Here is a 24,940-nt window from a genome sequence, read left to right on the forward strand (position 1 = left end):
GGGTGCGCGCCGTGATCATCCGGGAGGCCCAGCCGGGCGACATCGAACCCGCGCTGGCGGCCATGAGCGAAGCCTTCGGCCTGCAGCTGCGCGCGCCCACCGTCCACACGCTCGTCGCGGCCTCGCCCGACGGCGTGCTGCTCGTGGCCGAGGAGGACGGAGCCGTCGTCGGCACGGCGGCCTCCGTCGGCTTCGGCCCGACCGCCTGGCTCGGCGGCGTCACCGTCGCCCCGCAGGCGCGCGGCAACGGCCTCGGCCGGCAGCTCACGGAAGCCGCGATCGACGCCCTCGGCGAGCGCGAGACGATCCTGCTGCTCGCGACGCCGATGGGCCAACCCGTCTACGAGAAGCTGGGCTTCGAGGTCGAAGGCACCTACCGCGTGTTCAGCTCCGGGAGCCGACGGCCGGAGAAGACGGTCGAGCTGCGCGACGTCACGCCCGACGACCACGACGCGATCCGCGCGCTCGACCGCCGCGCCACCGGCGAGGACCGGTCACTCGCCATCGACGCCTCCCTCGAGGGCGCGAAGGCGACGCCGGACCTGAAGGCGGTCGCGCTCAACCCGCCGTGGCCGGCGCTCCCGATCATCGGGGACCCGCAGGCCGCCACCACGCTGCTCACGTCGCTGATCGAACCGGGCCTGCGGATCGCCGTCCCCGACGAGAACACCGATGCCGTGAACCTCCTGCGCCTGCTCGGCCGCGAGCAGCGCACGGTGGCGCGCATGCGCCGCGGTCCGGCCGTCGACTGGCGGCCGGACGAGGTCTGGGGCGTCTTCAGCCTCTTCTTCGGCTAGCTGGTGGTCGTCGGCTCGGCGGGCGCGGGTTCTTCCTCGCGCTGCGCCGACGCCGGGCGCTGCAGGAGCGAGCCGACGTCCGGCGCGGACTCCTCGGCCGGCTCGCGGCGGACGGTCAGCAGCCGCTCGCCGCCGAAGCGCACCATCGCGACCGTGTAGGCGAACACCGGCACCTCGTGCCGGGTCGCGAGCCAGTCGATCGTGGTCAGCGCGCGCGGGTCGTAGCCGCCGGCGACCAGCACCAGCGACGGCGACTCGTGGCCGTTGGCGCTCTCGAGCGTCGCGTCGATCTCGTGCAGACGCTCCTTGTCCCACGACGCGACGTCCGCGGCGGCGCCCAGCGCGCGCCCGAGCTGCCACTCGACGGTGTCCCCGGTCACGAGGATCACGACGACGCGGTCGTTGGGCTCGTCGTAGCCGAGCAGGTCCACGTACGGGACGGGCTCGCGGGCGATCAGGCGGATCCCGCTCAGGCCCAGCTCGGCCGAGAACGCGTCCCACGAGGCCGTGATCAGGCCGAGCAGCTCCTCGCGATCCGGGGGACTCTCCACGAGCCCGGAGGCCTGCGGCGCTACAAGCGTCCCGGAGTTCTCATCGATGCGCAGCACGGCGTTCACAGCCTCCTAGGCAAGGTCGGGACCCCGAAGCCTAACCGAGCACGACAGGCTCGCCGAGCACGATGCGCCCGGCCTCGACCACGCGGGCCTCGATCCCCGGACCGTCGGCGCGGGAAGCGACGAGCTTGAGGCGCACGCCGTCGCGGAAGATCAGGTCCGCGCCGGCCCAGCCGCCGCGGGCGGGAAGCTCGAGCGCGAGCTGCACGTTGACGCCCGCGAACGCCCGGTCGAGCTCGTGCCTGACCGTGGTGAGGATCACGCCGCGGGTGGCGTCGAGGTCGCGCACGAGCTCGATCGACCGGCCCAGAGAACGCTCGAGCGCGTGCGCGAGCCGCGGGTCGCCCCAGCGGTACGTGCGGTCGCCCGGGCCGTGCAGGACCGGGAACGGCGGGGCGTTGTAGGTCTGGATCGCGCCGTCGGGGTTGAACGGGAACGTCGCGCGCCACTCGGCGAGCTCCGGCAGGTCGTGGACGGACAGCTGCCCTTCGGGCCCCGCGGCGAAGTGCTGGCGGTCCCCGGCGAGGCCGCGCGCGTCGATCTGGGACGAGCGCAGCGGCTCACCGCCCATTCCGAGCACGGGGAACCGCCAGAGCGCTTGCACGAACCCGCCGGACATCGCGGGCGAGAACGGTAACGTGCGGACGCGTGCTGCCCCGCGCCGAAGCCGTCCGCACGCTCACCCGCGAGCCGTTCGACGTGCTCGTCATCGGCGGCGGGATCACGGGCGCGGGCGTCGCGCTCGACGCCGCCACGCGCGGCTACTCGGTCGCGCTGATCGAACGCAACGACTACGCGAGCGGCACGAGCTCGCGTTCCTCCAAGCTCGTCCACGGCGGCCTGCGCTACCTGCAGAACTTCGATCTCGGGCTCGTCCGGGAGGCGCTGCTCGAGCGCCAGATCAACGTCAACATCGCGCCGTACCTGACGCGCCCGCTGCGCCTGATCGTGCCCGGGTTCGAGGGCCAGCGGCTGGATCGCGTCGTCGGGCTCGGGCTCAACGCGTACGACGTGATGTCGGTCGACCGCATCCGTCGGCGCCGCCGGCGTGGGGGCGACGAGTCCGACTGGAGCCCGGCCCGGCACCGGATCATCAGCGGCGAAGAGGTGATCGAGCGGATCCCGGCGCTCGCCAACCGCGCGCCCACGAGCGGCTACCTCTTCTACGACTGCCAGACCGACGACTCGCGGCTCGTCCTGACCGTCCTGGCCGAGGCCGAGCGCTTCGGCGTCGTCGCCGCGAACCGGCTGGAGGCGCTGGGCCTGATCGACGCGGGCGGCCGCGCGGCCGGCGCGCGCGTGCGCGACAAGGAGTCCGGCGACGAGCTGGAGATCCGCGCGACCACGGTCGTCAACGCCACCGGCGTGTGGGCCGACCGGCTGCGCCCCGCGGAGCTCTACGACGAGGCCGAGGTGCCCGTGATCCGGCCCAGCCGCGGCACGCACATCGTCGTCGACGCCGAGAAGCTGCCGATGCACGGCGCGGGCGCGATCGTCCCCGCCGGCTCCGGGCGGACGATCTTCGTGCTGCCGTGGCTCGGCCAGACGCTGATCGGCACGACGGACACCGACCACGGCGGCGACGTCGTCCACGTCCGGCCCGCCGAGGAGGACATCAACTACCTGCTGGACGCCGTCAACGCGTTCTTCGGCACCGACCTGGAGCCGGATGACCTCGCGGGCGCGTACGCGGGCGTGCGCCCGCTGATCTCGACCGGCGACAGCGGCAAGTCGGTCGACATCTCGCGCAAGGCGGAGCTGTACGAGACCTCGAGCGGGATGATCACGATCACCGGCGGCAAGCTCACCACCTGGCGGCGGATGGCCAAGCAGACGGTCGACCGGATCGTCGAGCGCGACGGCAACGACGCGCGCTGCATCACGCACGAGCTGCCGCTGGGCATGGCCGTCGCGTCGAGCGATCTCGTCGCCGCGCCGGAGTGGGCCCGGGCTCAGCTCGCGGGCCGCTACGGCCATCTCGCGCACGACGTGCTCGCCGTTGCGCCGTCGCTGGCGGAGGCGATCGTGCCCGGCCGCCCGGACCTGCTGGCGGAGGTCGTCTACGCCGCGCGGCGCGAGCAGGCGCGCACGGTCGGGGATGTGCTGCTGCGCCGCACGCGGCTCGCGCTCACCGCCGCCCGCGCGCTCACCCCGCCCGTGGTCGCGCGCGTCGCGGACGTGCTCGGCGACGAGCTCGGCTGGGACGAATCCCGCCGCGCGCGCGAGATCGAGGCGTTCGCCCTCGAGTCGCGCGAAGAAGGCATCCTCCCGGCACCGTAAGTTTCAAGCACCGCTGGTGCTGCCGCGCGGGGTCGCGAAACTTATTGGGCCGAGCCCGAAGGGCGAGTGCCACCGTAACTTTCTGGCGTCCCGCCGGTTGAGACCGGGCGGAGTCCCCGACCTGGAGCTGTCTTGCCCCGCCGCCTCATCGTCCTGCTGCTGATGCTGCTCGTGTTCCCCGCCACCGCGCGGGCGGACTGGTTCCCCGCTGCCGCGATCGACGGGCCCAACGCCGACGTCGTCGCGGTCGGCAACGTCGACGTCGCCCGGGACGGCACCGGGGCCGTCGCGTACCTGCGCAAGGACGGCGGCTTCACGCACGCGTTCGTCTCGCGGATCGTCGGCGGTGGTTGGCGCGCCCCCGAGCGGGTCGACCCGGCCACCGGTGAGGCGACCGAGGTCAAGGTCGCGGTCGGCGAGGGCAACCGGATCGTCGTTGCGTGGGTGGCTGACGGGATCGTCTACGCGAACGTCGCTCAGGGCGGGACCCCGGAGCCCGGTGGCTTCGTCGGCCACACGCAGCTCAGTGGACCGAACGCGAAGTCGGTCGACATCGATCTCGGCATCAATGGCGCCGCATACGTGACCTGGGAGCAGGACGGCAACGTCATCGCCGCGCGTCTGCAGGACACGACGTGGAGCTGGGTGCCCACCCCGCTCGACGGCGACCCCAACGCGGTTGCCGGCACGGGCGTGCTGCGCCCGAAGGTCGCCGTCAGCGCCGAGGGCTACGCGGTCATCACCTGGGGCGAGGTCGGGCCGGCCGGCACGCGCGTGTGGGCACGCCGCGTGACGGGCCTGACGCTGTCCGCGGTGCCGCAGATCCTCAACCTCCCCGAGGGCGGCAACGCCGACTCGCCCGAGATCGACATCGAGGAGGACGGCTCGTTCGCCTGGGTGGTGTTCCGCCAGGACATCGCGGGCGGGTCGCGCACGATCGGCCGCCGCCTGGTCGGCTCCCTGTTCGAGGCGCCGGAGACGTTCGACGGCGGACTGTCCTCGGACGAGCCTCGAGTGGACATCAACGGTGACGGCGTCGGCTTCGGCGTCGCCCAGGGCAATGGCGGGGCGCTCGCGCTCGGCGCCTGGCTCTTCCGCGACCACTTCCAGCCCTCGATGGGCCTCGCGAGCGGCCCGAGCGCGACGCCGACCCGGCCGGACGTCTCCGCGTCCGACCGCGGTGACGTCGCGGTGGCGTGGCGGACCGGCGAGCTTGGCGGCACGATCGCCCGCGCCCGCTACAAGGACGAGGCGTCGACCGCGGTCGGCCCCGAGTTCACGGTCTCCAACCCGGCGCTCGGCCCGGTCGTCGATCCCGGCGTCAGCATCAGTGGCGACCGTGTCGGCGACTTCGCCGTGGCCATGGTCCAGGGCACCCCGGGGGCGTACACGCTGACCGGCGCGGTGTTCGACCGCGCGCCGGGCGCCCCGTTCATCGAAGAGACCACGACCTACAAGCGCAAGACGCGCCCGGACCTGCGCTGGCGCGCCGGCATCGAGCTGTGGGGCGCGCAGCGCTTCCGCGTCTACGTCGACAACGTCGTGATCGGTGAGACCACGAGCGAGACGCTCACGCCGCGCGTGCCGCTCACCACCGGCAAGCACACGTGGCAGGTCGAGGCGGTCGACGTGCGCGGGCAGACGAGCCGCAGCCGTGTGCGGACCCTGCGCATCGACGCGCTCGCCCCGACGCTCAGCGTGAAGGTGACCGGCAAGCGCGCGGCGGGCCAGAACCTCAAGGTCACGGTGCGCGCGACGGACACCGGCGGCGCGGGCCTGGACCACATCACCGTCGACTACGGCGACAAGTCGGCCAAGTCCGACAAGGCCACGACGCGCCACAAGTACAAGCGGGGCACGTTCCGCCTGAAGGTCGCGGCCGTGGACAAGGCGGGCAACGTCACCCGCAAGGAAGTCAGGCTCCGGATCAAGAAGAAGTGATCCTGCAGGCGGGCACCCGACGGCTGGAGCTCGGCGCCCGCCCGCTGCTGATGGGCATCCTCAACGCCACCCCGGACTCGTTCTCGGAGGAGCGTGGGGAGGAGCCGCCGTCCGCGCGCGTGGCGCGCGGCCGGGCGTTGATCGCGGCCGGCGCGGATCTGCTCGACATCGGCGGGGAGTCCGCGCGCGGGGATCGGCCGGCGGTGTCGGTCGAGGAGGAGATCGACCGGGTCTGCACACTGATCGCGTCCCTCGCGGGTGACGCGCTGATCTCCGTCGACACCTACAAGCCCGAGGTCGCGGAGGCCGCGATCGCGGCGGGCGCGTCGATCGTCAACGACGTCTCGGGCCTGCGGGACCCGCGGCTCGCCGAGGTGTGCGCGGCCAGCGGCGCCGGGCTGGTGCTCATGCACACGGCCGTCGCGCCGAAGGGCACGTTGCTCGACCCGGCCACCTACACGGACGTCGTGGAGGAGGTCGTCGCGTTTCTGACGGAGCGGATGGCGGTGGCGCGCGCGGCGGGGGTCGCCGAGGAGCAGCTCGTCCTGGACCCCGGCCCCGACTTCGCCAAGACGCCCGCGCAGACGGTCGCGATCCTCCGCCGGCTGGACGCCGTGGCCGCGCTGGGACGCCCGATCCTGCTCGCCGCCTCGCGTAAGGACTTCGTCGGCGCTATCACCGCGCGCCCGCCCGCAGAGCGCGATCCGGGCACGTTGGCCGCGCTCGGACACGGGGTCGAGCACGGCGCTTCGATCCTGCGCGTGCACGACGTCGCCGGGGCGCGCGACTACTTCGACGTGCGTGCGGTTCTGCGCGGCGAGCGCGTGCTCGCGCCGCTCGAGGGCTTGTCGCCGGAGCGTTATCCGGACGGTGTCCCCGCGCATCTCTCGCTAGGCTGAGCCTCGATCCCGACCGCCCGGCGCTGAACCCAACGCGCCGGGACGCCTACCGATCCGAGGAGATCTATGCCTACCGTCCTGGACCGCTCCGCTCTGGAGCAAAGCCCGCTCGCCGATCTGCACGTGCTGGCGAACGAGCTCGGCGTCGACGGCTTCCGCCGCCTGCGCAAGCCCGACCTCGTCGACGCGATCCTCGCCCGCCAGGGTGGGGAGCCGGTCGTTGAAGCCGACGAGACGCCCGAGGCCGTCGACGCGCCGACCGCGACCGCGAACGGGAACGACGACGAGCCCAAGCGCTCGCGCCGTGGCCGCCGCGGTGGCCGTGGCCGCCGTCGCGACGAGGAGGAGAACGGCTCCGCCGACTCCGGCCGTGACCGCGACTCCGGCCGTGACCGTGACCGTGAGCCCGTCGCCGAGGACCGCTCGTCCGACGACAAGATCGCGGAGGGCACCGTCGAGCTGCTCGCCAACGGCTCCGGCTTCCTGCGCGTGCTCGGCACGCAGGCGTCCGACGACGACATCTACATCTCCGCCGCCCAGGTCAAGCGCTGCGAGCTGGTCTCGGGCGACAAGATCGCCGGCCCGGTGCGCGCCGCGCGCCGCTCGGAGCGCTTCCCGTCGCTCGTCCGCGTGGACACCATCAACGGCCGCCCGGCCGACGAGGTCGCCGAGGGCACCCGCTTCGAGGACCTCGCCGTCGCGTGGCCGGACGAGCGGATCGCGCTCGGCTCCGACGACCCGACGGTCACCGCGATCGAGTGGCTGACGCCGTTCGGCAAGGGCTCGCGCGTCGTCATCGCCGGCCCGTCGCGCTCGGGCAAGACCGAGGCGCTGCGTCGCCTGGCCACCGCGCTCGTCGCGCAGGAGGGCCTCGAGGTCAGCGTGCTGCTCACGGGCGTGCGCCCGGAGGAGGCCGCGGACTGGGCCGTCGAGCCGAGCACGGTGCTCACGTTCGCCTCGTCCGCCGACGCGCAGGCGCAGGCCGTCGAGCAGGCGGTCGAGACCGGCCGTCGCGTCGCCGCTCGCGGTGGGGACGCCGTCCTGCTGATCGACGGCTTCGAGTACCTCCCGGCGACCGCCGCCCGGCGCGCGCTGGCCGCGGCCCGCAACCTCGCCGGCGGCGGCTCGCTGACGATCGTCGCCACCTCGCCGGCCCCGGTCGGCGGCGAGACGACCCTCGTCGCGCTGGACCGCTCGCTCGCCGCGCTGGGCACGTTCCCGTCCCTGTCGCTCGCCGACTCGGGCGTGCTGCGGGCGGAGCTGCTGGTCGGCCAGGCGGGCGTGGACGCGATCCGCGCCGCGACCGCGGGCGGCGAGTTCGTCGCCCCGAAGCCGGCGGCCAAGCCGAAGCCGAAGGGTGGGGCGAGCAAGCCGAAGCCCGAGCCGAAGGCCAAGCCCGAGCCCAAGGCCAAGCCGGAGGCGAAGGCCAAGCCGAAGGCGAAGCCCGCGCCGGAGCCCGTCGTCGAGGCGGCTGCGGCCGTCGAGGCCGTCGCGAAGCCCGCCGCCGCGCCGAAGCGCAAGCCGGCCGCCGCGAAGAAGCCGGCGGCGACCAAGACCGCCGCCGCGAAGAAGCCGGCCGCCGCCAAGAAGCCGGCGGCCAAGGCGGCCGCGACCAAGACGGCGGCGAAGAAGCCCGCCGGCGCGCGCAAGCCCGCTGCGGCGAAGACCGCTGCCGCCAAGAAGCCGGCGGCCACGACCGCCAAGCGCAAGCCGGCGGCTCGCAAGAAGCCCGCCGCTTCCTAGAACGTCCCGTGTGCGCGGGGGCCTTCGGGCCCCCGCGGCGCGTCTCTAGTGGCGCGGGCCGTACGCGACCCGGCGCCAGCTCGGCTCCGGGGAGAGCTCGATCGGCTCACGATCGCGCTCGGGCTGGACGTAGCCGAAGGTGTGCGTCGCGTCGTCGAAGACCACGTCGAGCTCGCCTTCCTTCACGCGCTGGTCCAGCCAGGCGGAGCGGAACACGAGCCGGCGCAGCCAGTGCACCAGCGAGCGGTCCGCGGGGCCGACGAGGTCTGGCCAGCAGTCGTTGACGTGCTCCCCGAGGCCAGAAGCGGGGTCGACGACCTCACCGTTGACCGTGAGGTTCACGAGGTCCTCGAGCTCTGTGTCCTCGAGCGGGTAGCCGACGAAGCCCAGCTTGCGCGCGGCTTGCTCGACGCGCTCGGAAAAGTCACGTTCGTTGAACGTGAACCGAAGGTCTCCGTACTCCAGGACATAGTCCTGGCCGGAGTCGTAGTTGCCGCGGCGAATCTGATCCATAACGAGATGTGCCTCAGGGGTGCCCTGAGGCGTCTGCATCTTATGCGCGGTTCCTCCCCTGAGTCCCGCACTGAATCGGAACTTTCATCCAGCGACCACAGGGTGTCGGAGATCGAACGCGCGGAGCCCGCCGTCCGCTGTTCGCGAGTGTACCGGCGCCGCAAGGCTGGACGTTCCGCCAGGGTGTCAGCAATGCACCGTGATCTAGTTGTGAATTCTGGCTAGGGTCGAACCATGGCCGTCTGCCGTCTCGCAGTACTCAGCGCCGTCCTCGCGTTCGCCCTCGTGGGCCCCGCGTTCGCGGCCGACCCGATCGAACCCCGCGCCGATCTGACGCTCAAAGGGCAGATCCAGTTCCCGCGCGCGCAGAGCATGTACGTGCGGACGGGCGCCAAGGACGGCTCGCGCCTGACCGTCGCGCTCGGCTTCCACGGCAAGTGCAAGGGCGGCGGACTCGGCGAGCTCTGGGCGTCCAACGTCGCGGCCAAGCCCGAGGTCCGCGTGCGCGACGGCAAGTTCGAGGCTGAGCTGACCGGCACCAGCCGCAACGTCGGCGGTGTCTCCGGCCGCACGGCGAGCTACACGTGGACGTTCAGCGGGCGCTTCACCGACCGTGAAGTCGCGGTCGCCACCGTGAGCGGCACCGCCGAGGTCCGCAACGGCTCCAAGGTCGTCTCGCGCTGCGAGATCCGCAAGCCCGCGTCCGTGCGGCTCGCGGTGCGCTCCGCATAGTTTTCGCCGCCATGCCCTAGAGAGGGCATGGACCCCGCCACGCTCCTGCTCGTCGAGGACGACCCGGTGATCCGGCTCTTCCTCGCCGACAACCTCACCGCCGACGGCTACGACGTCCTCGTCGCCGAGACCGTCCATGACGCCGGGCGCCTGCTCGAGCGCTCACGCCCGGACCTCGCCGTCTTCGACGTGCACCTGCCCGACGGCTCCGGGCTCGACCTGCTGCGCCGCGTACGCGCCTCCGACGGGCTCGCCTCGCGCCTGGACCCGACGCTGCCGGTCGTGATGCTCTCCGGCGCGGGCGAGGAGCTCGACCGCGTCCGCGGCCTGGAGCGCGGCGCCGACGACTACGTGGTCAAGCCGTTCGCGTACCCGGAGCTGCGGCTGCGGATCGAGGCGGTCCTGCGCCGCGCCCGGACGCGCGTGCAGCTCGGGACGCTGCGGATCGGCTCGCTGGAGATCGACCCGGCGGGTCGCGCGGCGTCCGTGCGCGGGCAGCGCGTGGAGCTGGCGGCGAAGGAGTTCGCGCTGCTGCGGACGCTGGCCTCGGCGCCTTCGCGGGTGTTCACGAAGGAGGAGCTGTTGCGCGACGTGTGGGGCTTTCGCGCGGCCGGATCGACGAGGACCTTGGACTCGCACGCGTGCCGGCTGCGGCAGAAGCTGCGCGCCGACGGGGACGAGTTCGTGGTCAACGTCTGGGGCGTGGGCTACCGCTTGGTGGACGGTCCGGCGCCATCAGGGTTTCCTGCTCGGTCGGCTTCATGACCTGCCGCCCGCTGGTCGCGAGCCCGGCGGGTAGGCGGGACGGATAGACCTCCAAGTGCAGATCGGTGACGAGAGCGCCCGCCTGAGCGCGCTGCGGGACGTGGGGTTGCTCGACGCGGAGCCGGACCCGGCGCTGGAGCGGCTCACGCGGCTGGCGGGTGAGCTGTTGGGCGTGCCGATCTCGCTGGTGACGCTGGTCGCGGACGGGCGCCAGTACTTCGCGGGCGCGACCGGACTCGAGGCACCACTCGACCGCGAGCGCGAGACGCCGCTGTCGCACTCGTGCTGCCGGCACGTGGTCGAGCGGCGGGCGCCGCTGGTCGTCGACGACTGTCGCGAGTCATCCCTGCTGGCGGAGAACCTCGGCGTGCGCGACTATGGCGTCATGGCGTACGCGGGGATGCCACTCACGCTCGACGGTGGGGAGACGCTCGGGGCGTTCTGCGCCGTCGACAAGGTCCCGCACCCCTGGAGCGAGCGCGAGGTGCGGCTGCTCGAGGAGCTCGCCGCGCTGGCCGTGGACGTGCTGGAGGCGCGGCGCGCGAGCGGGCGGGAGCTGCGTGATCGCCTCACCGGCCTGGCGGGGCGGGCGTTGTTCGGGGAGCTCGTCGCGCGGTCGATCGCGCGGGGCGTGCGCGGCGACCGCTCGTGCGCGGTGCTCGCGTTCGGGCTGGACGGGTTCCGGCTCGTCAACGACGCGCTCGGGCACGCGGCGGGCGACGAGCTTCTCCAGTCGGTCGCGACGCGGCTGTCCACGGCGCTGCGCAGCGGAGACGCGGCCTGCCGGCTGGCCGGTGACGAGTTCCTCGTGCTCTGCGACGCGCTCGAAGACGAGGGCGAGGCCGAGATGATCTGCGACCGGCTCGTGGGCGAGCTCACGCGTGGGTCGCACGTGGCGGGCGGGCATGCGGTGCCGGTCTCGCTGACCGTCGGGGTGTCGACGACGAGCACCGTGGTCGCCGCGGACGACCTGATCGACGCCGCGGTCGACGCGCTCGCGCGCCGCAAGCGTGGGGCGCACAGCGCGTCGGGGCGGCCGGACCCCGAGCGCCGGGTCCGCGCGACCCGCCGGCTGCGGCTCCAGCAGGCCCTGCACGGGGTGGAGGAGCGGGACGAGCTCACGCTCGTCTACCAGCCGCTGGTCGAGCTGCGCGGCGGCGGGCTCAAGGGCTTCGAGGCGCTGCTGCGCTGGACGCACCCCGAGCTCGGGCCGGTGCGCCCGGACGAGTTCATCCCGGTGGCTGAGCGGTCCGGCGCGATCGTGCCGATCGGCGAGTGGGTGCTCGAGCGCGCCGCGCGCGATCTCGCCGCGTGGCGCAAGGGGACCGACGTCACGGTGTCGGTGAACGTCGCGCCGATCCAGCTGCGCAGCGCGACGTTCCCGGAGCGGGTCGCCGCGATCTTCGCCGCGCACGGCGTGTCCCCGAGCGCGTTGACGCTGGAGATCACCGAGCGCGTGCTGCTGGACGACCGTCCGGCGTACATGCGCGCGATGGCCGAGCTGCGCGAGCTCGGCGTGCAGATCGCGCTCGACGACTTCGGCACGGGCTACTCGGCCCTGAGCTACCTGTCGCGCTTCCCGCTCGACGTGCTCAAGATCGACCGCGGGTTCGTCGCCGGGCTCGACTCGCAGCCGCAGGCCCGCGCGCTGCTGGAGGCGATCACCGGCATGGCTTCGGCGCTCGGCCTGCGGACGGTCGGCGAGGGGATCGAGACGGCGCGTCAGCTCGCGCAGCTCGCCGCGAGCGGGTGCGACATCGGCCAGGGCTACCACCTCGCCCGTCCGCTCCCGGTCGACGAGCTGTTGCCGTTGCTCGAACGTGTCTGGGACACCGGGGGAGCCGATGGCGAGGCGCCGGGCTGAACCGGCGCTCGTCTACAGCGCCGCGGCGATCTGCGCCGCCGCGGGCGCGATCGGCGCGCTGGAGGAGCTGCTCCCGAACGGGCCCGACTTCTCGATCGTGCCGACGCTCGTGGCCCTCGGGCTCGGGCTCTTGGCCGTCACCATGGGGCGCCGGTTGCCGCGGGACGCGATGCTGGTCTTCGGCTTCGTCGGCACGGCCGTGGTCGGCGTGGCCGTCGGCTCGACGCGTGGCTACTCCGACGCCGCGATCGTCTACTGCTGGCCGGTGCTGTGGGTGGCGTCGTTCTACGGCACGCGCGCGACGGCCGCGGTTGTGGTGTGGGTGGGTGCCGTGCACGGCGCGGCGTTGGCCGCGCTGCCGGACGGCGACGCGAGCGTGGACCGCTGGGTGGACGTCACGGTCACGGTCATCGTCGTCGGCGTCGTGGTGCGGGTGCTCGCGGCGCGCAACGAGCGGCTCGTGGAGGAGCTCTCCACCGAGGCGCGAATCGACCCGCTGACCCGGCTCCACAATCGGCGCGCGTTCGACGAGCGGTTGGCGGCGGAGACCGCGCGCGCCGTCCGCGACCGCACGTCCCTGGCGGCCGTGGCCTTCGACATCGACCACTTCAAGCGCGTCAACGACGAGCACGGCCACGAGTTCGGCGACCGCGTCCTGCAGTGGGTGGCCAAGATCCTCGCGCAGGAGACGCGGGGCGCGGACGTGACCGCGCGGGTCGGTGGCGAGGAGTTCGTCGTGCTGCTGCCCGGCACGGCGATCGGCGGCGCGGAGGAGCTCGCCGAGCGCGTCCGCAAGTCGGTCGAGCGCGGCGGCGGGCCGGTGGCGATCACGATCAGCGCCGGCGTGGCCGCGGCGATCCCCTCAGGTCCGAAGCACGGCCTGGTCGAGGCGGCCGACCGCGCCCTGTACCGCGCCAAGGGCGACGGCCGCAACGCCGTGCGCCTCGCGGACTCCGACCACGCGGCGCTCTGAGCGCGCCGCGGAAGGCGGCCGCGACCGTGGCGCGCGCCGCGCCGCGAGCCGGTGGCGCGCGGCCCGCCCCGCTCGCGCCGTCGCCTGGCGAGGGGGGCGAACTTCTCCCGGCGCGGCCTCTACGGACCATGACGATCGCGACCTGGCTCCTCCTCGCGGCGCTGACCGCGTCCCTGCTCCGCTCGCATCATCGGCTCGTGCGGGTCGCGCGGGCCAGCCACGAGCTGCGCGGGCCGATCTCCGCCGTGCAGCTCGGCCTCCACGGGTTGTCCGGCGAGCCGGCCCGGCTGGCCGCGATCGAGCTGGAGCTGCGGCGCGCCGGCCGGGCGCTGGAGGATCTGGTCGGCGCGCGGAGTCGCACCGGGCCCGAACGCGTGGACCTCGCAGCGCTGGTGCTCGAGCACGAGCACGCGTGGGCGACGATCGCGCGCGCCCACGACGCGCGGCTGCACCTCGCGCCGCCCACGGTCGTGCTGCCGTTCGCGATCGGCGGCGGGGACGTGCGCGCACCCGCGACGGTGCACGCCGACCCGCTGCGGATCGCCCAGGCGTGCGCGAACCTCGTCGCCAACGCGGCCGAGCACGGGCACGGCGAGGTCCGCGTGCGCGTCCGCGCCTCGCTCGACCGGGTCGCGATCGAGGTGCGCGACGACGGCCCGGGCCTGCCGGTTCCGCTCGCCGCGATGACGGCACCCGCCCGGTTGCGCCGCGGCCGCCGCGGCCACGGCCTGGCGATCGCGGCGAGCATCGCCTCCAGCCACGGCGGCCGCCTGTCCGCGGACGGTCCGCGGATGACACTGGAGCTCCCGGCCGCCAGCACACGCGTCCCGTTGACCCGCCGCGGCCGGCTGAAGGCGAGACTGCGCCGCCTCGCGCGGCGACCAGACGACCTGTTCGTCGCGCTCGATCCGCCCGGGATCACCGCTCCTCACCTGGATGAAGACGTCGATCGCTCGGTCGTCTCGTGACGCGGCGCCGGCGCGCGACCGTGCTGCTCGCGCTCGCACTCGTCCTTGGCGCGCTGTCCGCGACGCACATGTCGCGGCGCGAGGCCGCGCTGGAGGCGCAACTCGGGCCGCTCACCGAGGTGGTGGTCGCGCGCACGGACCTGCCGGCCGGGCGCACGCTGCAGCTTGCCGACCTCGGGGTGCGAGCGCTGCCCGCCCGGTACGCGCCCGCCGGGGAGCCGGTGTTCGCCGCCGCGTTGGCGGGGCGCAAGCTGGCGGTGCCCGTCGTCGCGGGTGGCGCGGTCACGGCCGAGTTGATCGCGCGCGATCCCGAGGAGCCACCGGTCAAGCGGGGGGAGCGGGCGGTCGACGTCGTCGCGTCCGGCAACGTCACGGCCGGCGCGCGCGTGGACGTCGTGGTCACGACGGACAAGCAGACGCGGCTCGCGCTGCAGGCGGTCGAGGTGCTCGCGGCCAAGCCGGCGGCGGCGAAGGAGGGCGGCGGCCCGCGCGTCGCGGCGACGCTGCGCGTGCCCGTCACCGACGCGGTCTACCTCGTCGCGGCGCAGGAGTACGCGCGCGACGTGCGGCTGCTCGCGCGCATCCCCGGCGACGAGCGCACGGTCGACGCGCTCACGGTCGGCGACGGGCTCTGACGGCACGCGCTCGTGCAGCGCGCGGCCGCCACTTGCATAGGGTTCAGGGCGATGGAGATTCGCACCGAGGCCGAGCTGGTCGAGCGGGCCCGTGACCTGATCGCCCGGGGTGGGCGCCAGATCCTGGGCATCGCGGGGCCGCCCGGGGGCGGGAAGTCGACGGTCGCGCGCGCGGTCGTCGCCGCGCTCGGCGAGCAGGCGCGGCTCGTGCCGATGGACGGCTTCCACCTTGCGCAGCCCGAGCTGGTGCGGCTCGGGAGAAGAGACCGGATGGGCGCGCCGGACACGTTCGACTCCGCCGGCTACGCCGCGCTGCTGCAGCGCCTGCGCGGTGACGAGCCGGTCGTCTACGCGCCCGAGTTCCGGCGCGAGATCGAGGAGCCGATCGCGGGCTCGATCGCCGTTCCGCGCAAGACCCCGCTCGTCGTCACCGAGGGGAACTACCTGCTGCTGTGGCCGGACATCAAGCCGCTGCTCGACGAGTGCTGGTACGTCGAGACCGACGAGGAGCTGCGCGTGCAGCGGCTCATCCAGCGCCACATCCAGTACGGCAAGACGCCCGAGTACGCGCGCGCCTGGGTCCTGCGCAGCGACGAGCGCAACGCGGAGGCCGTGGCGAAGACCGCCGAGCGCGCCGACGTGCTCGTCAGACTTTGAGCTCCTGCAGGGTGTTGCCGCCGTCGACCACGATCGACTGGCCGGTGACGTAGGACGCGCCCGGCGAGGCCAGGAACGCGACGACCTCCGCCACCTCGTCCGGCCGGCCCGGCCGCCCGGCCGGCGTGTTCGCGCCGGCGCGCAGCTCCTCCTCGGTGGATGAGCCGGTCGCGATCCAGCCCGGCGCGACGCTGTTGGCCGTGATCCCGCGCGGCCCGAGCTCGAGCGCGAGCGCGCGGGTGAGCCCGTCCACGCCCGCCTTCGCGGCGCCGTACGCCGCCGAGTAGAGCAGCGCCACGTACGGCCCGGTGACCGACGAGACGTTCACGATTCGCCCGCCCGCGGTCATCTTCGGGGCGACGAGCCGGCAGAGGCGGAACGTCGTGTGCAGGTTGATGTCGATCCCGCGCAGCCACTCGGGCTCGCTCAGCTCCGTGAACAGCCGGTCCGGCGCGTCGATGCCCGTCTGGACCATGCCGGCGTTGTTGACGAGCACGTCGACGTCTCCCGCTTCCGCGACGACGCGCTCCGCGTCCTCCCAGCGGGTGAGGTCGGCGACGACGCCGCGCGCGCCCAGCTCCTGCGCCCGTTCCAAGATCCGCTCGGTCGTGGAGGTGATCGTGACCTCCGCACCACGCTCGATCAGCACTCGCGCGATCGCGAACCCGATCCCGTCGGGGCTACCGGCGCCGGTCACTAGAGCACGTCGCACAGGGCCTCCAGGAAGCGGTCGCAGTCGTCGGCGCTCAGTGGGAGCGGCGGCTTGATCTTCAGCACGTCCTCGTTCGGGCCGTCGGTCGAGATCAGGATCCCGCGCGCCTTCAGCCCTTCCTTCACGCGTGCGGCCTCCGCGCGCGAGGACAGCTCGACGCCGAGGAACAGCCCGTGCCCGCGGGCGTCGACCACGTTCAACCCGCGCAGCCCGTCGAGCAGCCGCGTGCCCATCGCCAGCGCGTGCGCCTGCAGCCGCTCGTCCTCGATCACGTCCAGCACCGCGAGCCCGATCTCCGCGCTGACCGGGTTGCCGCCGAACGTGTTGAAGTACTCCATGCCGGTCAGGAACGACGCGGCGACCTCGGGCGTCGTGACCACCGCGCCGAGCGGATGGCCGTTGCCGATCGGCTTGCCCAAGGTCACGATGTCCGGCACGACGCCGCCGAGCTCGAACGCCCAGAAGTGCTCGCCCACACGGCCGAACCCGGTCTGCACCTCGTCCGCGACGCACAGCCCGCCCGCCGCGCGGACGGCCTCGAAGGCGGCGCTCAAGTAGCCGGGCGGGGGGACGACCTGGCCCGCGCAACCGAGGATCGGCTCCGCGAAGAACGCCGCGGGCCGGTCGACCGCGGGCAGCTCCCACAGCGGCGTCACCCGCGCGCGCTCCGGCGGCGCCTTGTACGGGCTCAGGCCGATCGTTGAGGTCAAGTGCCCGTGGTAGGCGTGGTCGAGCACGTGCACCTCGTCGCGACCCGTGTGCGCGCGGGCGAGCCGCAGCGCGAGGTCGTTCGCCTCCGAGCCGCTGTTGACGAAGAAGCAGACGTGCAGCGGGTCCGGGAACGTCGCGGCGAGCCGGCGCGCGTAGTCGACGACCGAGGCGTGCAGGTAGCGCGTGTTCGTGTTCAGGACCGCCATCTGCCGCGCGCCCGCCTCGACCACGCGCGGGTGGCAGTGGCCGACGTGCGCGACGTTGTTGACGAGGTCCAGGAACGCGCGGCCATCGGCGTCGTAGAGATAGGCGCCCTCGCCGCGGACGATGTGCAGCGGCTCGCTGTAAGCCAGCGAGAGCGCCCGGCTCATCGCCGTCCGCCGGCGCTCGGCGATGTCCGGCCGGGCCGCCCGCGCCGAGGTCCCGTTCGGAAGCCCGAGCAGCAGGTTCGGATCCGGGCAGACGCTGCGGAACAGGTCGGCCTCCTCGGGCAGCGCGACGCCGTCGAGGTTCCCGACGAGGTCGGTGAACAGCTGCAGGTGCAGGTGCGGCTCCCAGCCGCCGTTGACCTCCGCCGTGCCGAGCCGGGCGATCACGTCGCCCTGCTTGACCTCCCCGGTGGCGAGGCTGTCGGGGTCCAGATGCCCGTGCAGCGTCCAGAAGTCGCCGTGGCGGACGACCAGCAGCCCGCCGTAGTCGCCGAGCTGGTTGCGGTTCTCGCGCCGCTCGACCACGCCGTCCAGCGGCGCGTACACGGGCGCGCCCGCCGGCGCGAAGATGTCCACGGCCATGTGGCGCGTGCGCCAGCGCCCGTCCGGGGTCTGGAACTCGGGGGCCGTGTAGATCGCGCGCTGCTCGTCGTAGCGACCGATCGCGAGGCCGTCGACGGGCGGCATCCCGGCGCTCAGATCCAGCACGGGCGCGTTCGCCAGGTCGCCGTCCATCACGGGATGCGCGTCGGCGAGCAGCAGCCGCTGGCGGACCGCCCGCGCGTTCGGGCTCGCCTCGTAGCCGCAGGCGTCGCGGAAGCGGAAGTGCGCGAGTTGCGGGTCCTCGTGCTGCAGGCGCTCCAGCAGGTCCCGGATGCCGGCCTGGCTCACGAGCAGGTACTCGTTGTCCGGCTGCTCGGCGAACTGCTTGTCCGCCATCGCGACGCTCATCCGCAGCCGCGCGAGCATCAGCTCGAACAGGACCGCGAGCTCCTCGACGCTGAGCGGCGTGACCTCGTGGTACCCGCGCACGAGCGGCACGACCGCGCGCGCCGGGTCCGCGCAGCCCTGCATCGCGTACGCGCCCGCGATCGCGAGCCCGCACACGCGAGCGGTGTACACCACGTCGCCGAAGTCGATCAGCCCGGTGACGTCACCGTCGGGTCCGACCAGGATGTTGTGCTCGTTCGCGTCGTTGTGGATGACCTGGTGGGGGAGGTGGTCGAGCCCGTCGTACGCGTGCTTGAGGTCCCACCGGTGCGGCCGGTGCATGTTCGGATGGGTGAAGTCCGCGAGCGCGCGATCCACCCGCGCGACCGTCCGCCCGAGCGACGCCATGTCGCCGGGCGTCTCCGCCCACGGCGAGCCCTCGAGCCAGCTCAGCAGCCGCACCGTGTAGCCGTTCGAGGCGGCCGTCGGACCCACGAGCCGCGGCACGGCGGGCTCCTCACGCAGATGCTCGAGCACGGCGTCCTCGAGCGCGAGGTCGGCCGCATCCTTGTGCAGCTTGAGCACGTAGCGCGCGCCGTCCGCGGACAGCGCGAAGTTCAGGTCGTGCTCGCCCGGGAGCGGCCGGGCGGTCGCGTCGAGCCCGTACAGCTCACGGGCGATCTGCAGCGGATCGGTCATCGAGACCGTCGAGCCTATCCGCGAGCAGGCGGCGTTCGGCGTCAGGCGGGTCGAGCGCGAGCGCGCGGCGGTAGGCCGCGGCCGCTTCGGTGGGACGGTCGAGGCGGCGCAGGAGCTCCGCGCGCGTGGAGTGCAGGTAGCGGTAGTGCTCCAGCTCGAGGGCGTCGACGATCGCGAGGGCCGCGGGCACGTCCCCGGCCTCGGCGATGGCGACGGCACGGTTGAGCTCGACCACCGGCGAGTGGGGGAGGCGCGCGTAGAGGTCCGCGACGCGCGGCCAGTCGATGGGCGCCTCACACTGCAGGGAGGCGATCTCCGCCTGGATTGCGTACGGGCCACGGCCGCGCCGCAGGACCTTGCGGCCCCGCTCGAGCTGGTCGTGATCCCACTTGGTGCGGTCCTGGTCGGCGAGCAGCACGAGCTCGCCGTCGTCGAAGCGGGCAGCGCGGCGCGCGTCGTGGATCAGGATCAGGGCGAGCAGGCCGTGGACCTCGCCCTCGTCGGGCATCAGCGCCGCGAGGACCGACGCGAGTGAGATGGCCTGGTCGGCGAGGTCGCCCCGGCCGCTGTAGCCCTCGTTGAAGATCAGGTACAGGACGGCGAGGACCGCGTGCAGGCGCTCGGTCAGCAGGTGGTCGGGCGGGACCGCGAACGGGATGCCGGCGTCGCGGATCTTGGTCTTCGCGCGCGTGAGCCGGCGCTTCATCGTCTCGGGCGCGACGAGGAAGGCGCGGGCGATCTCCTCGGTGGTCAGCCCGCCGAGCGCACGCAGCGTGAGCGCGACCTGGGCCTCGGTCGGCAGCGCCGGGTGGCAACAGGTGAAGATCAGCTCGAGGCGCTCGTCGGGGAAGTCCGAGGTCTCGGTGGGCGATGGTGGGTCGATCATCGGGTGCGCTTGCTCGCGGCGGATGCGGTCGATCGCGCGGCGCTTCGCGGTGGTCGTCAGCCAGGCGGCGGGGTTGGTCGGCACGCCGTCGCGGGGCCAGCGTTCCGCGGCGATCGCGAACGCCTCCTGCGCGGCTTCCTCGGCACGGTCGAAGTCGCCGAGGAAGCCGACGAGCGAGGCCACGACGCGACCCCACTCCGCACGGAAGACCGCGTCGATCAGCGCTCGTACTCCACGATCGGCCGGACCTCCACCGCGCCGCCGAAGCGCTGCGCGGGAATGCGCTTGGCGATCTCCAGCGCCCCGTCGAGGTCGTCCGCCTCGATCAGGAAGAAGCCGCCGAAGATCTCCTTCGTGTCGGCGAACGGGCCGTCGGTCACGAGGTCGTCGCGGACGACGGTCGCGGTCTCGACCGGCTTCAGGTGCGCGCCGCTCTTCACCCGGCCGTCGTCGTACATCGCCATGTACTCGGCGGTGATGGCCTGGCGCTCCGCGGGCGACTTGCCCTCATGCGCGCCGGGGTTCTCGTAGATCAGGAGTGCGTATCTCATGTCATGTCGACGAACGGGTCGGGCGTTTGGGGACAGCGGTGGGGGAGAAGTTTCGCTCGCCGGGCCTAGAGAGGGCATGGACCCACTCGAAGCACTCGCCGGAGACCTGCGCGAACGGCTGCTCGCGGGCGCCGGCGCGGGGGAGGAGGACCTGCCGGGGCGCATCCGTTCGCTGGTCGATCGCGAGGCGGGCGTGCTCAGCGAGGAGCGGCGCGGCGAGCTCGCGGCGCGGATCGCCCAACGCGCCTTCGGGCTCGGGCCGCTCGAGCCGCTGCTGGCCGACCCCGCCGTCGACGAGATCATGGTGAGCGGGGTCGCGCCCGTGTGGGTGGAGCGGCGTGGCCGGCTCGAGAGCACGGGCGTGCGGTTCGAGCGCGAGAGCGACCTGCGCGACGCGATCGAGCGCATCCTGGCGCCGCTGGGCCGGCGCGCGGACGAGGCGGAGCCGTTGTGCGACGCCCGCTTGCCGGACGGGTCGCGCGTGAACGTGGTGCTGCCGCCGCTCGCGCTGGACGGTCCGGCCTTGACGATCCGCCGCTTTCGGAGGCACGGGCTGACGCCGGACGACTTGGTGGAGAACGGCACGCTCGGCCGGCCGCTGCTCGACTTCCTCGCGCGCGCTGTGCGGGCGCGCGCGAGCGTGTTGGTGTGCGGCGGCACCGGGTCCGGCAAGACGACCACGCTGAACGTCCTGTCGAGCTTCGTCGGCGAGGCCGAGCGCGTGGTGACGATCGAGGACGCCGCCGAGCTGCGGCTCCGCCAGCCGCACGTGGTCCGGCTCGAGGCACGTCCGCCCAACCTGGAGGGCCGCGGCGAGGTCACGATCCGGCGTCTGGTGAGGAACGCGCTACGGATGCGGCCGGACCGGATCATCGTCGGCGAGGTCCGTGGTCCCGAGGCCTTGGATCTGCTCACGGCCTTGTCCACCGGCCACGACGGCTCCTTGAGCACCGTGCACGCGGGCTCGCCGACCGAAGCGCTCCGCCGCATCGAGGTCCTCGCCCTCATGTCCGACGTCGGCCTGCCGCACGCCGCGATCCGCGAGCAGATCGCCGACGCCTTCGACCTCGTCGTCTGCCAGGCCCGCACCGCCGACGGCACGCGCCGGATCGTCTCTGTCGCCGAGGTCGTGCGCGTCGCGGCGGGCCCGGCGGCGCGTGAGCTCTACGCGTGGCGGGACGGTGCCCCGCGCTGGCGAGCGGCGCTGACGGACGAGCTCGCCGCGCGGCTCGAGATCGCGGGTGGCCCGCGGGACGGGTCGGGCGACCCGGCGGCGCGGCCGGGTGCGCTCGCCACGGCGGACGGACCGCCCTCGCCCGGGGCGGCGTGACGTGGCGGTCGCCCTCGCGTTTCTCGCCGCGGTCACCGCCGTCGTCGGTGTGTGGGAGCTGCTCGCCGCGGTCGAGCGGACGCGGGTCGTCGGGACGGTCGCGCACGCGCTCGCGCCGCTCGTCCGGGCCGGCACCGAGGGCGCGAGCCCGACCTCTCAGGAGCGCCGCCGGCTCGGCGTGCTGGCGGCGGTCGCGCTCGCGGCGGCGGGATGGCTGCTCGGCGGGCTCGCCCTGGGGGTGCTCGCGGGTGTCGCGGGACCGGCGATCGCGGCCGCGCTGGTCACCGCGCGCCGGCGACGGTTCCGTGCCGCGCTCGCGCAGGCCGCGCCCGCCGTCGCCCGCGCGCTGGCGGATGCACTCGCCGCGGGGCACTCGGTGCGCGGCGCGTTCGGCGTCGTGGCCGCCGGCATCCCGGGCGCGGCCGGTCACGAGCTCGCGGCCGCGGCCCGGGCGCTCGACCTCGGCGCGCCGACCGAAGCCGTGCTCGAACGCCTACGCCGTCGCGCGAGCGCGCCCGCGTGGGACGCGATCGTCGCCGGCGTCCTGCTCCAGCGCGAGGCGGGCGGCGACCTCCCGGCGCTGCTGCGCGACCTGGCCGCCGCCGTCGAGACCTCGGCCCGCCAGGAACGGGACGCGATCGCCGCCACCGCCCAGGCCCGGTTCACCGCGCGGATCGTGCTCGTCCTGCCGATCGGCGCCGCCGTCCTCGGCGAGCTCGCGCGGCCGGGCCTGCTCGCCGGCCTGATCGCGAACCCGGTCTCCGCCTTCCTGACGGGCTTCGGCCTCGTCCTGCAGCTCGTCGCCCTTCTGGCCGTGTCCCGCCTGACCCGGAGCGTGACCCGATGACCACGGTGGGACGCCGTGGCGCGCGCGGGGGAGGCCCGGCGCGCGCGCCCGGGGAAAGGGCCGCCGGTGCGGAGGGGCGCGGTGGGGCGACAGGGGACGGGCGAGCCGGGCCCGCCGCGCACGCGGTGGCGCGGTCGTGAGCCTCGCCACGCTCCTCGCCGGCGCCGCGGGCGCGCTCGCCGCTGCGGGCGTCGCCGAGCTCGTCGCGACCCGCGTGCCCAAACCGCGGCGACGGCGCGGTGCGCTCCTCCGCGCGATCGCCACGCTCGGCGCCCGCGTGGGGATGCGCGCGTCATCGGGCCTCGCGAGGCGGATCGCCGCCGCCGGGCTCGAGCGCGGCCTGAGCGAGGTCGTCGCGCTCCAAGCCGGGCTCGCGATCCTCGCCGGCCTGCTCGCGCTGCCGCTCGCGACCGCCGCGCCCGGACGGCTCGGGCCGGCGATCCTCGTCCTCGCGCCGCTCGCCGGCTACCTCACGCCCGAGCTCGGCCTGCGACGTCGCGCGCAGGCCCGCGGCAAGCAGATCGAAGCCGAGCTCCCGGACGTGCTGGACCTGCTGCGGGTCGCGATCGCCGCCGGCCTGGCTCCTCGTCGGGCGCTGCAGGAGGTCGGCCGCCGGCATCCCGGACTGCTGGCGAGGGAGCTCACGCGCCTGACCGCGCGCGCGAACCTCGGCGAGCCCGTCGACCACGCGCTGTCCCACTTCGAGGCGCGGTGCCCGTCCCACACCGTCCCACCGTTCGTCGCCGCGCTCCGCCGGGCCGAGCGCCACGGCACCCCACTTCAGCCCACACTCCACGCTCAGGCCGCCGAAGCGCGGTCCCGACGCGCCGCGCAGCGCGCCGAACAAGCCGCCAAAGCCGCGCCGAAGATCCAGCTCGTGGTCGCGCTGCTGCTGGTTCCGGCCGTCCTGCTGTTGATCGCGGCGGCGATGGCGCCCGCCATCGGCGCGTAGCTCCCGATTCCTCCCACTCCGCCCCACGGAGGGCCCCACAACGCCCCCCAAAGCGCAAATCCGCGTGCAAACGCAAGCCTTGCAGCGACCGCTGCAGCTTTGGCCGTTTTGCACGGCATCTTGAAATCCCTGCAAAGTGCGGGCTTTTTTGGCATCAACCACGAAAAGTGGGACGCTGTGCGGGTTCCGTGTTGCAGAGTGGGGCGAAGTGGGGTACTTTGAATCAGCGAAGCCGTTCCCGGGTGGCGGGGCTCCTCCCACTCCGCCACCCGGGATCGACTGACCTGCTTCCTCCCGCTTCGCGACGACTCACCATGCGCCTTGGCCTTCACCGGCACCTTCGAACACAACCTCGACACGAAGAATCGGCTCACGATTCCGTCGAAGTTCAGGGCCGACTTGAGCAAGGGGCTGTTCCTCTCGCGGGCGATCGAGAACGTCATCAGCCTGTATCCCGCGGAGACCTATACGGCGATGGCGGACCAAGCCCTCGCCGGATTCACGAATCCGCTGTCCGCGCAGGCACGCGAGACGCGTCGTCTGATCTACGGCACCGCCTTGGAGGCGGAGCTGGACTCCGCCGGTCGCGTGATGCTGACGCCGCGCTTCCTGGAGCACGCGGGGATCGGCCGCGAGGTCGTCATCACCGGCGTCGGCGACTGCCTCGAGATCTGGGACCGCTCGGCTTGGGCGGACTACGACACCGACCTCACCCAGCGAGCGCCTGAGCTCACCGAGTCCCTTGGCCACACTTCTTGACATGCCTCAGACGCACGTTCCGGTCCTAGCCGGCGAGCTGATCGAGGCGCTTGACCCGCGCCCCGGCCAGACCGCGATCGACTGCACCCTCGGTGCGGGCGGTCACGCACGCCTCGTCGCCGAGCGCCTCGGCCCGGACGGGACCCTCATCGCCATCGACCGCGACCCCACGGCCGAGCCGACCTTCCGCGCGCTGAGCGCCGAGGTCCCGTGCGAGACCCGCTTCATCCGCGCCGACTTCGCGACCGGGCTCGAGCAGCTCATCGACGAGGGCGTCCGCGTGGACATGGTCTACATGGACCTGGGCGTCAGCTCGATGCAGATCGACACGCGCGAGCGCGGGTTCGCCTATGCCTACGACGCGCCGCTGGACATGCGGATGGACCCCTCCCAGGAGCTCACCGCCAAGGAGGTCGTGAACACCTGGGAGCGCCGACGCCTCGCGCGCGCGCTCAAGGACTACGGCGAGGAGCGCTACGCCGACCGGATCGCGGGCGAGATCGTCCGTCGCCGCGCCCGCCAGGAGCTCACCACCACCTTCGAGCTCAACGAAGCCATCACCGCCGCCGTGCCCGCTCCCGCGCGCTTTGCCGGCGGCCACCCCGCCAAGCGCACGTTCCAGGCGATCCGGATCGTCGTCAACGGCGAGCTCCAGCAGCTCGAAGACGCCCTTCCGCGCGCCTGGGAAGTGCTGAAGATCGGTGGGCGCCTCGCCGCGCTCTCCTTCCACTCGCTCGAAGATCGCCGCGTCAAGCACTTCCTGGTCGACAAGGCCCGCGGCTGCATCTGCCCGCCCGACCTCCCCATCTGCGTCTGCGGCAACACGCCGGAGGCGGAACTCGTGCACCGTCGTTCGGTCGTCGCCACGCCGGGCGAGGTCGCGGCCAATCCCCGTTCGAAGTCGGCTCGCCTCAGGGCCGCTCGCAAGCTCTCCGAGGTGCGTCTTGCCTAACTCGTTCACCCGCTCCCGCAC

The 24,940-nt window shown here is 73.6% G+C and carries 24 protein-coding genes; 17 read left to right on the top strand and 7 right to left on the bottom strand.

Annotated features, from left to right (window positions below; genetic code table 11):
* The first annotated feature begins 11 nt into the window (after nucleotides 1-11).
* Entirely contained in the window at nucleotides 12-797 is a 786-nt protein-coding gene (locus OJ997_RS16935) for a GNAT family N-acetyltransferase (protein ID WP_270026355.1), read from the top strand.
* Here the strand turns inward: OJ997_RS16935 and OJ997_RS16940 are convergent.
* Nucleotides 794-1,405, bottom strand: a complete 612-nt coding sequence (locus OJ997_RS16940) for a hypothetical protein (RefSeq protein ID WP_270026356.1) — start codon at nucleotides 1,403-1,405, stop codon at nucleotides 794-796. The genes OJ997_RS16935 and OJ997_RS16940 overlap by 4 nt on opposite strands.
* A 40-nt stretch (nucleotides 1,406-1,445) precedes the next feature.
* Nucleotides 1,446-2,030: an MOSC domain-containing protein gene (locus OJ997_RS16945; RefSeq protein WP_270026357.1), complete on the bottom strand. Its 585-nt coding sequence runs from the start codon at nucleotides 2,028-2,030 to the stop codon at nucleotides 1,446-1,448.
* A 29-nt stretch (nucleotides 2,031-2,059) separates the two neighbouring features.
* On the opposite strand from OJ997_RS16945, the gene OJ997_RS16950 reads away from it, so the two are divergent.
* The 4 genes from OJ997_RS16950 to OJ997_RS16965 all read left to right on the top strand — a co-directional run bounded on the left by OJ997_RS16950 (nucleotide 2,060) and on the right by OJ997_RS16965 (nucleotide 8,274).
* Nucleotides 2,060-3,691, top strand: a complete 1,632-nt coding sequence (locus OJ997_RS16950) for a glycerol-3-phosphate dehydrogenase/oxidase (protein WP_270026358.1) — start codon at nucleotides 2,060-2,062, stop codon at nucleotides 3,689-3,691.
* Nucleotides 3,692-3,823: 132 nt separating this feature from the next.
* The gene (locus tag OJ997_RS16955) at nucleotides 3,824-5,632 is read left to right on the top strand and encodes an Ig-like domain-containing protein (RefSeq protein WP_270026359.1); all 1,809 of its coding nucleotides are present in this window, start codon (nucleotides 3,824-3,826) and stop codon (nucleotides 5,630-5,632) included.
* Complete coding sequence (gene folP, locus OJ997_RS16960) at nucleotides 5,629-6,531, top strand: dihydropteroate synthase (protein ID WP_270026360.1); 903 nt, start codon at nucleotides 5,629-5,631, stop codon at nucleotides 6,529-6,531. The genes OJ997_RS16955 and folP overlap by 4 nt, the downstream gene beginning before the upstream one ends.
* A gap of 66 nt (nucleotides 6,532-6,597) precedes the next feature.
* On the top strand, nucleotides 6,598-8,274 hold the full coding sequence (locus OJ997_RS16965; RefSeq protein WP_270026361.1) for a Rho termination factor N-terminal domain-containing protein: 1,677 nt from the start codon (nucleotides 6,598-6,600) through the stop codon (nucleotides 8,272-8,274).
* Nucleotides 8,275-8,319: 45 nt separating this feature from the next.
* On the opposite strand, the gene OJ997_RS16970 is transcribed toward OJ997_RS16965, so the two are convergent.
* Nucleotides 8,320-8,787, bottom strand: a complete 468-nt coding sequence (locus OJ997_RS16970) for a hypothetical protein (protein WP_270026362.1) — start codon at nucleotides 8,785-8,787, stop codon at nucleotides 8,320-8,322.
* Nucleotides 8,788-9,021: 234 nt separating this feature from the next.
* Here OJ997_RS16970 and OJ997_RS16975 point away from each other — a divergent pair, with 234 nt between their 5' ends.
* From OJ997_RS16975 to OJ997_RS17005, 7 genes are all read left to right on the top strand, one after another.
* Nucleotides 9,022-9,519, top strand: coding sequence for a hypothetical protein (locus OJ997_RS16975; RefSeq protein WP_270026363.1), 498 nt, complete (start codon nucleotides 9,022-9,024; stop codon nucleotides 9,517-9,519).
* A gap of 27 nt (nucleotides 9,520-9,546) precedes the next feature.
* Complete coding sequence (locus OJ997_RS16980) at nucleotides 9,547-10,284, top strand: response regulator transcription factor (protein WP_270026364.1); 738 nt, start codon at nucleotides 9,547-9,549, stop codon at nucleotides 10,282-10,284.
* Nucleotides 10,285-10,339: 55 nt separating this feature from the next.
* A complete protein-coding gene (locus tag OJ997_RS16985; RefSeq protein WP_270026365.1) occupies nucleotides 10,340-12,148 on the top strand; it encodes a putative bifunctional diguanylate cyclase/phosphodiesterase in 1,809 nt (602 codons plus the stop codon).
* Nucleotides 12,129-13,121 (top strand): GGDEF domain-containing protein, encoded by a 993-nt coding sequence (locus OJ997_RS16990; protein WP_270026366.1) that lies wholly within the window; start codon nucleotides 12,129-12,131, stop codon nucleotides 13,119-13,121. Before OJ997_RS16985 ends, OJ997_RS16990 begins: the two co-directional genes overlap by 20 nt.
* A 128-nt stretch (nucleotides 13,122-13,249) precedes the next feature.
* Nucleotides 13,250-14,089: a sensor histidine kinase gene (locus tag OJ997_RS16995; RefSeq protein ID WP_270026367.1), complete on the top strand. Its 840-nt coding sequence runs from the start codon at nucleotides 13,250-13,252 to the stop codon at nucleotides 14,087-14,089.
* On the top strand, nucleotides 14,086-14,724 hold the full coding sequence (locus tag OJ997_RS17000) for an SAF domain-containing protein (protein ID WP_270026368.1): 639 nt from the start codon (nucleotides 14,086-14,088) through the stop codon (nucleotides 14,722-14,724). Before OJ997_RS16995 ends, OJ997_RS17000 begins: the two co-directional genes overlap by 4 nt.
* A 51-nt stretch (nucleotides 14,725-14,775) precedes the next feature.
* On the top strand, nucleotides 14,776-15,381 hold the full coding sequence (locus OJ997_RS17005; RefSeq protein ID WP_270026369.1) for a nucleoside/nucleotide kinase family protein: 606 nt from the start codon (nucleotides 14,776-14,778) through the stop codon (nucleotides 15,379-15,381).
* Here OJ997_RS17005 and OJ997_RS17010 read toward each other — a convergent pair.
* The 4 genes from OJ997_RS17010 to OJ997_RS17025 are packed head-to-tail and all read right to left on the bottom strand — an operon-like array spanning nucleotide 15,371 to nucleotide 20,079.
* On the bottom strand, nucleotides 15,371-16,078 hold the full coding sequence (locus OJ997_RS17010; protein ID WP_270026370.1) for an SDR family NAD(P)-dependent oxidoreductase: 708 nt from the start codon (nucleotides 16,076-16,078) through the stop codon (nucleotides 15,371-15,373). The two genes, OJ997_RS17005 and OJ997_RS17010, sit on opposite strands and share 11 nt — an antisense overlap.
* On the bottom strand, nucleotides 16,078-18,642 hold the full coding sequence (locus OJ997_RS17015; protein ID WP_270026371.1) for an aminotransferase class III-fold pyridoxal phosphate-dependent enzyme: 2,565 nt from the start codon (nucleotides 18,640-18,642) through the stop codon (nucleotides 16,078-16,080). Before OJ997_RS17015 ends, OJ997_RS17010 begins: the two co-directional genes overlap by 1 nt.
* Nucleotides 18,614-19,750, bottom strand: coding sequence for an RNA polymerase sigma factor (locus tag OJ997_RS17020; protein ID WP_272599885.1), 1,137 nt, complete (start codon nucleotides 19,748-19,750; stop codon nucleotides 18,614-18,616). Before OJ997_RS17020 ends, OJ997_RS17015 begins: the two co-directional genes overlap by 29 nt.
* Nucleotides 19,747-20,079, bottom strand: a complete 333-nt coding sequence (locus OJ997_RS17025) for a YciI family protein (RefSeq protein ID WP_270026373.1) — start codon at nucleotides 20,077-20,079, stop codon at nucleotides 19,747-19,749. The genes OJ997_RS17020 and OJ997_RS17025 overlap by 4 nt, the downstream gene beginning before the upstream one ends.
* 76 nt (nucleotides 20,080-20,155) lie before the next feature.
* On the opposite strand from OJ997_RS17025, the gene OJ997_RS17030 reads away from it, so the two are divergent.
* The 5 genes from OJ997_RS17030 (at nucleotide 20,156) to rsmH (ending at nucleotide 24,919) form a co-directional block, all read left to right on the top strand.
* Nucleotides 20,156-21,409 carry a TadA family conjugal transfer-associated ATPase gene (locus OJ997_RS17030; RefSeq protein WP_270026374.1) on the top strand — a complete coding sequence of 418 codons (1,254 nt, stop codon included), beginning with the start codon at nucleotides 20,156-20,158 and terminating at the stop codon, nucleotides 21,407-21,409.
* Between the two features lies 1 nt (nucleotide 21,410).
* A complete protein-coding gene (locus tag OJ997_RS37630) occupies nucleotides 21,411-22,256 on the top strand; it encodes a type II secretion system F family protein (RefSeq protein WP_270026375.1) in 846 nt (281 codons plus the stop codon).
* A gap of 136 nt (nucleotides 22,257-22,392) precedes the next feature.
* A complete protein-coding gene (locus OJ997_RS17040) occupies nucleotides 22,393-23,208 on the top strand; it encodes a type II secretion system F family protein (RefSeq protein ID WP_270026376.1) in 816 nt (271 codons plus the stop codon).
* A gap of 321 nt (nucleotides 23,209-23,529) precedes the next feature.
* Nucleotides 23,530-23,967, top strand: coding sequence for a division/cell wall cluster transcriptional repressor MraZ (gene mraZ / locus OJ997_RS17045; protein WP_270026377.1), 438 nt, complete (start codon nucleotides 23,530-23,532; stop codon nucleotides 23,965-23,967).
* Between the two features lies 1 nt (nucleotide 23,968).
* Nucleotides 23,969-24,919: a 16S rRNA (cytosine(1402)-N(4))-methyltransferase RsmH gene (gene rsmH / locus OJ997_RS17050; protein ID WP_270026378.1), complete on the top strand. Its 951-nt coding sequence runs from the start codon at nucleotides 23,969-23,971 to the stop codon at nucleotides 24,917-24,919.
* The last annotated feature ends 21 nt before the right edge of the window (nucleotides 24,920-24,940 follow it).

Source organism: Solirubrobacter phytolaccae (assembly GCF_027587195.1).
Taxonomy (GTDB): domain Bacteria; phylum Actinomycetota; class Thermoleophilia; order Solirubrobacterales; family Solirubrobacteraceae; genus Solirubrobacter; species Solirubrobacter phytolaccae.

Coding starts and splice junctions, on each gene's coding strand:
- rsmH (WP_270026378.1), top strand. CDS start 23,969: ATGCCTCAGACGCACGTTCCGGTCCTAGCCGGCGAGCTGATCGAGGCG.
- OJ997_RS17005 (WP_270026369.1), top strand. CDS start 14,776: ATGGAGATTCGCACCGAGGCCGAGCTGGTCGAGCGGGCCCGTGACCTG.
- OJ997_RS16980 (WP_270026364.1), top strand. CDS start 9,547: ATGGACCCCGCCACGCTCCTGCTCGTCGAGGACGACCCGGTGATCCGG.
- OJ997_RS17025 (WP_270026373.1), bottom strand. CDS start 20,079: ATGAGATACGCACTCCTGATCTACGAGAACCCCGGCGCGCATGAGGGC.
- OJ997_RS16995 (WP_270026367.1), top strand. CDS start 13,250: ATGACGATCGCGACCTGGCTCCTCCTCGCGGCGCTGACCGCGTCCCTG.
- OJ997_RS16970 (WP_270026362.1), bottom strand. CDS start 8,787: ATGGATCAGATTCGCCGCGGCAACTACGACTCCGGCCAGGACTATGTC.
- OJ997_RS16965 (WP_270026361.1), top strand. CDS start 6,598: ATGCCTACCGTCCTGGACCGCTCCGCTCTGGAGCAAAGCCCGCTCGCC.
- OJ997_RS17015 (WP_270026371.1), bottom strand. CDS start 18,642: ATGACCGATCCGCTGCAGATCGCCCGTGAGCTGTACGGGCTCGACGCG.
- OJ997_RS16990 (WP_270026366.1), top strand. CDS start 12,129: ATGGCGAGGCGCCGGGCTGAACCGGCGCTCGTCTACAGCGCCGCGGCG.
- OJ997_RS16975 (WP_270026363.1), top strand. CDS start 9,022: ATGGCCGTCTGCCGTCTCGCAGTACTCAGCGCCGTCCTCGCGTTCGCC.
- OJ997_RS16945 (WP_270026357.1), bottom strand. CDS start 2,030: ATGTCCGGCGGGTTCGTGCAAGCGCTCTGGCGGTTCCCCGTGCTCGGA.
- OJ997_RS17030 (WP_270026374.1), top strand. CDS start 20,156: ATGGACCCACTCGAAGCACTCGCCGGAGACCTGCGCGAACGGCTGCTC.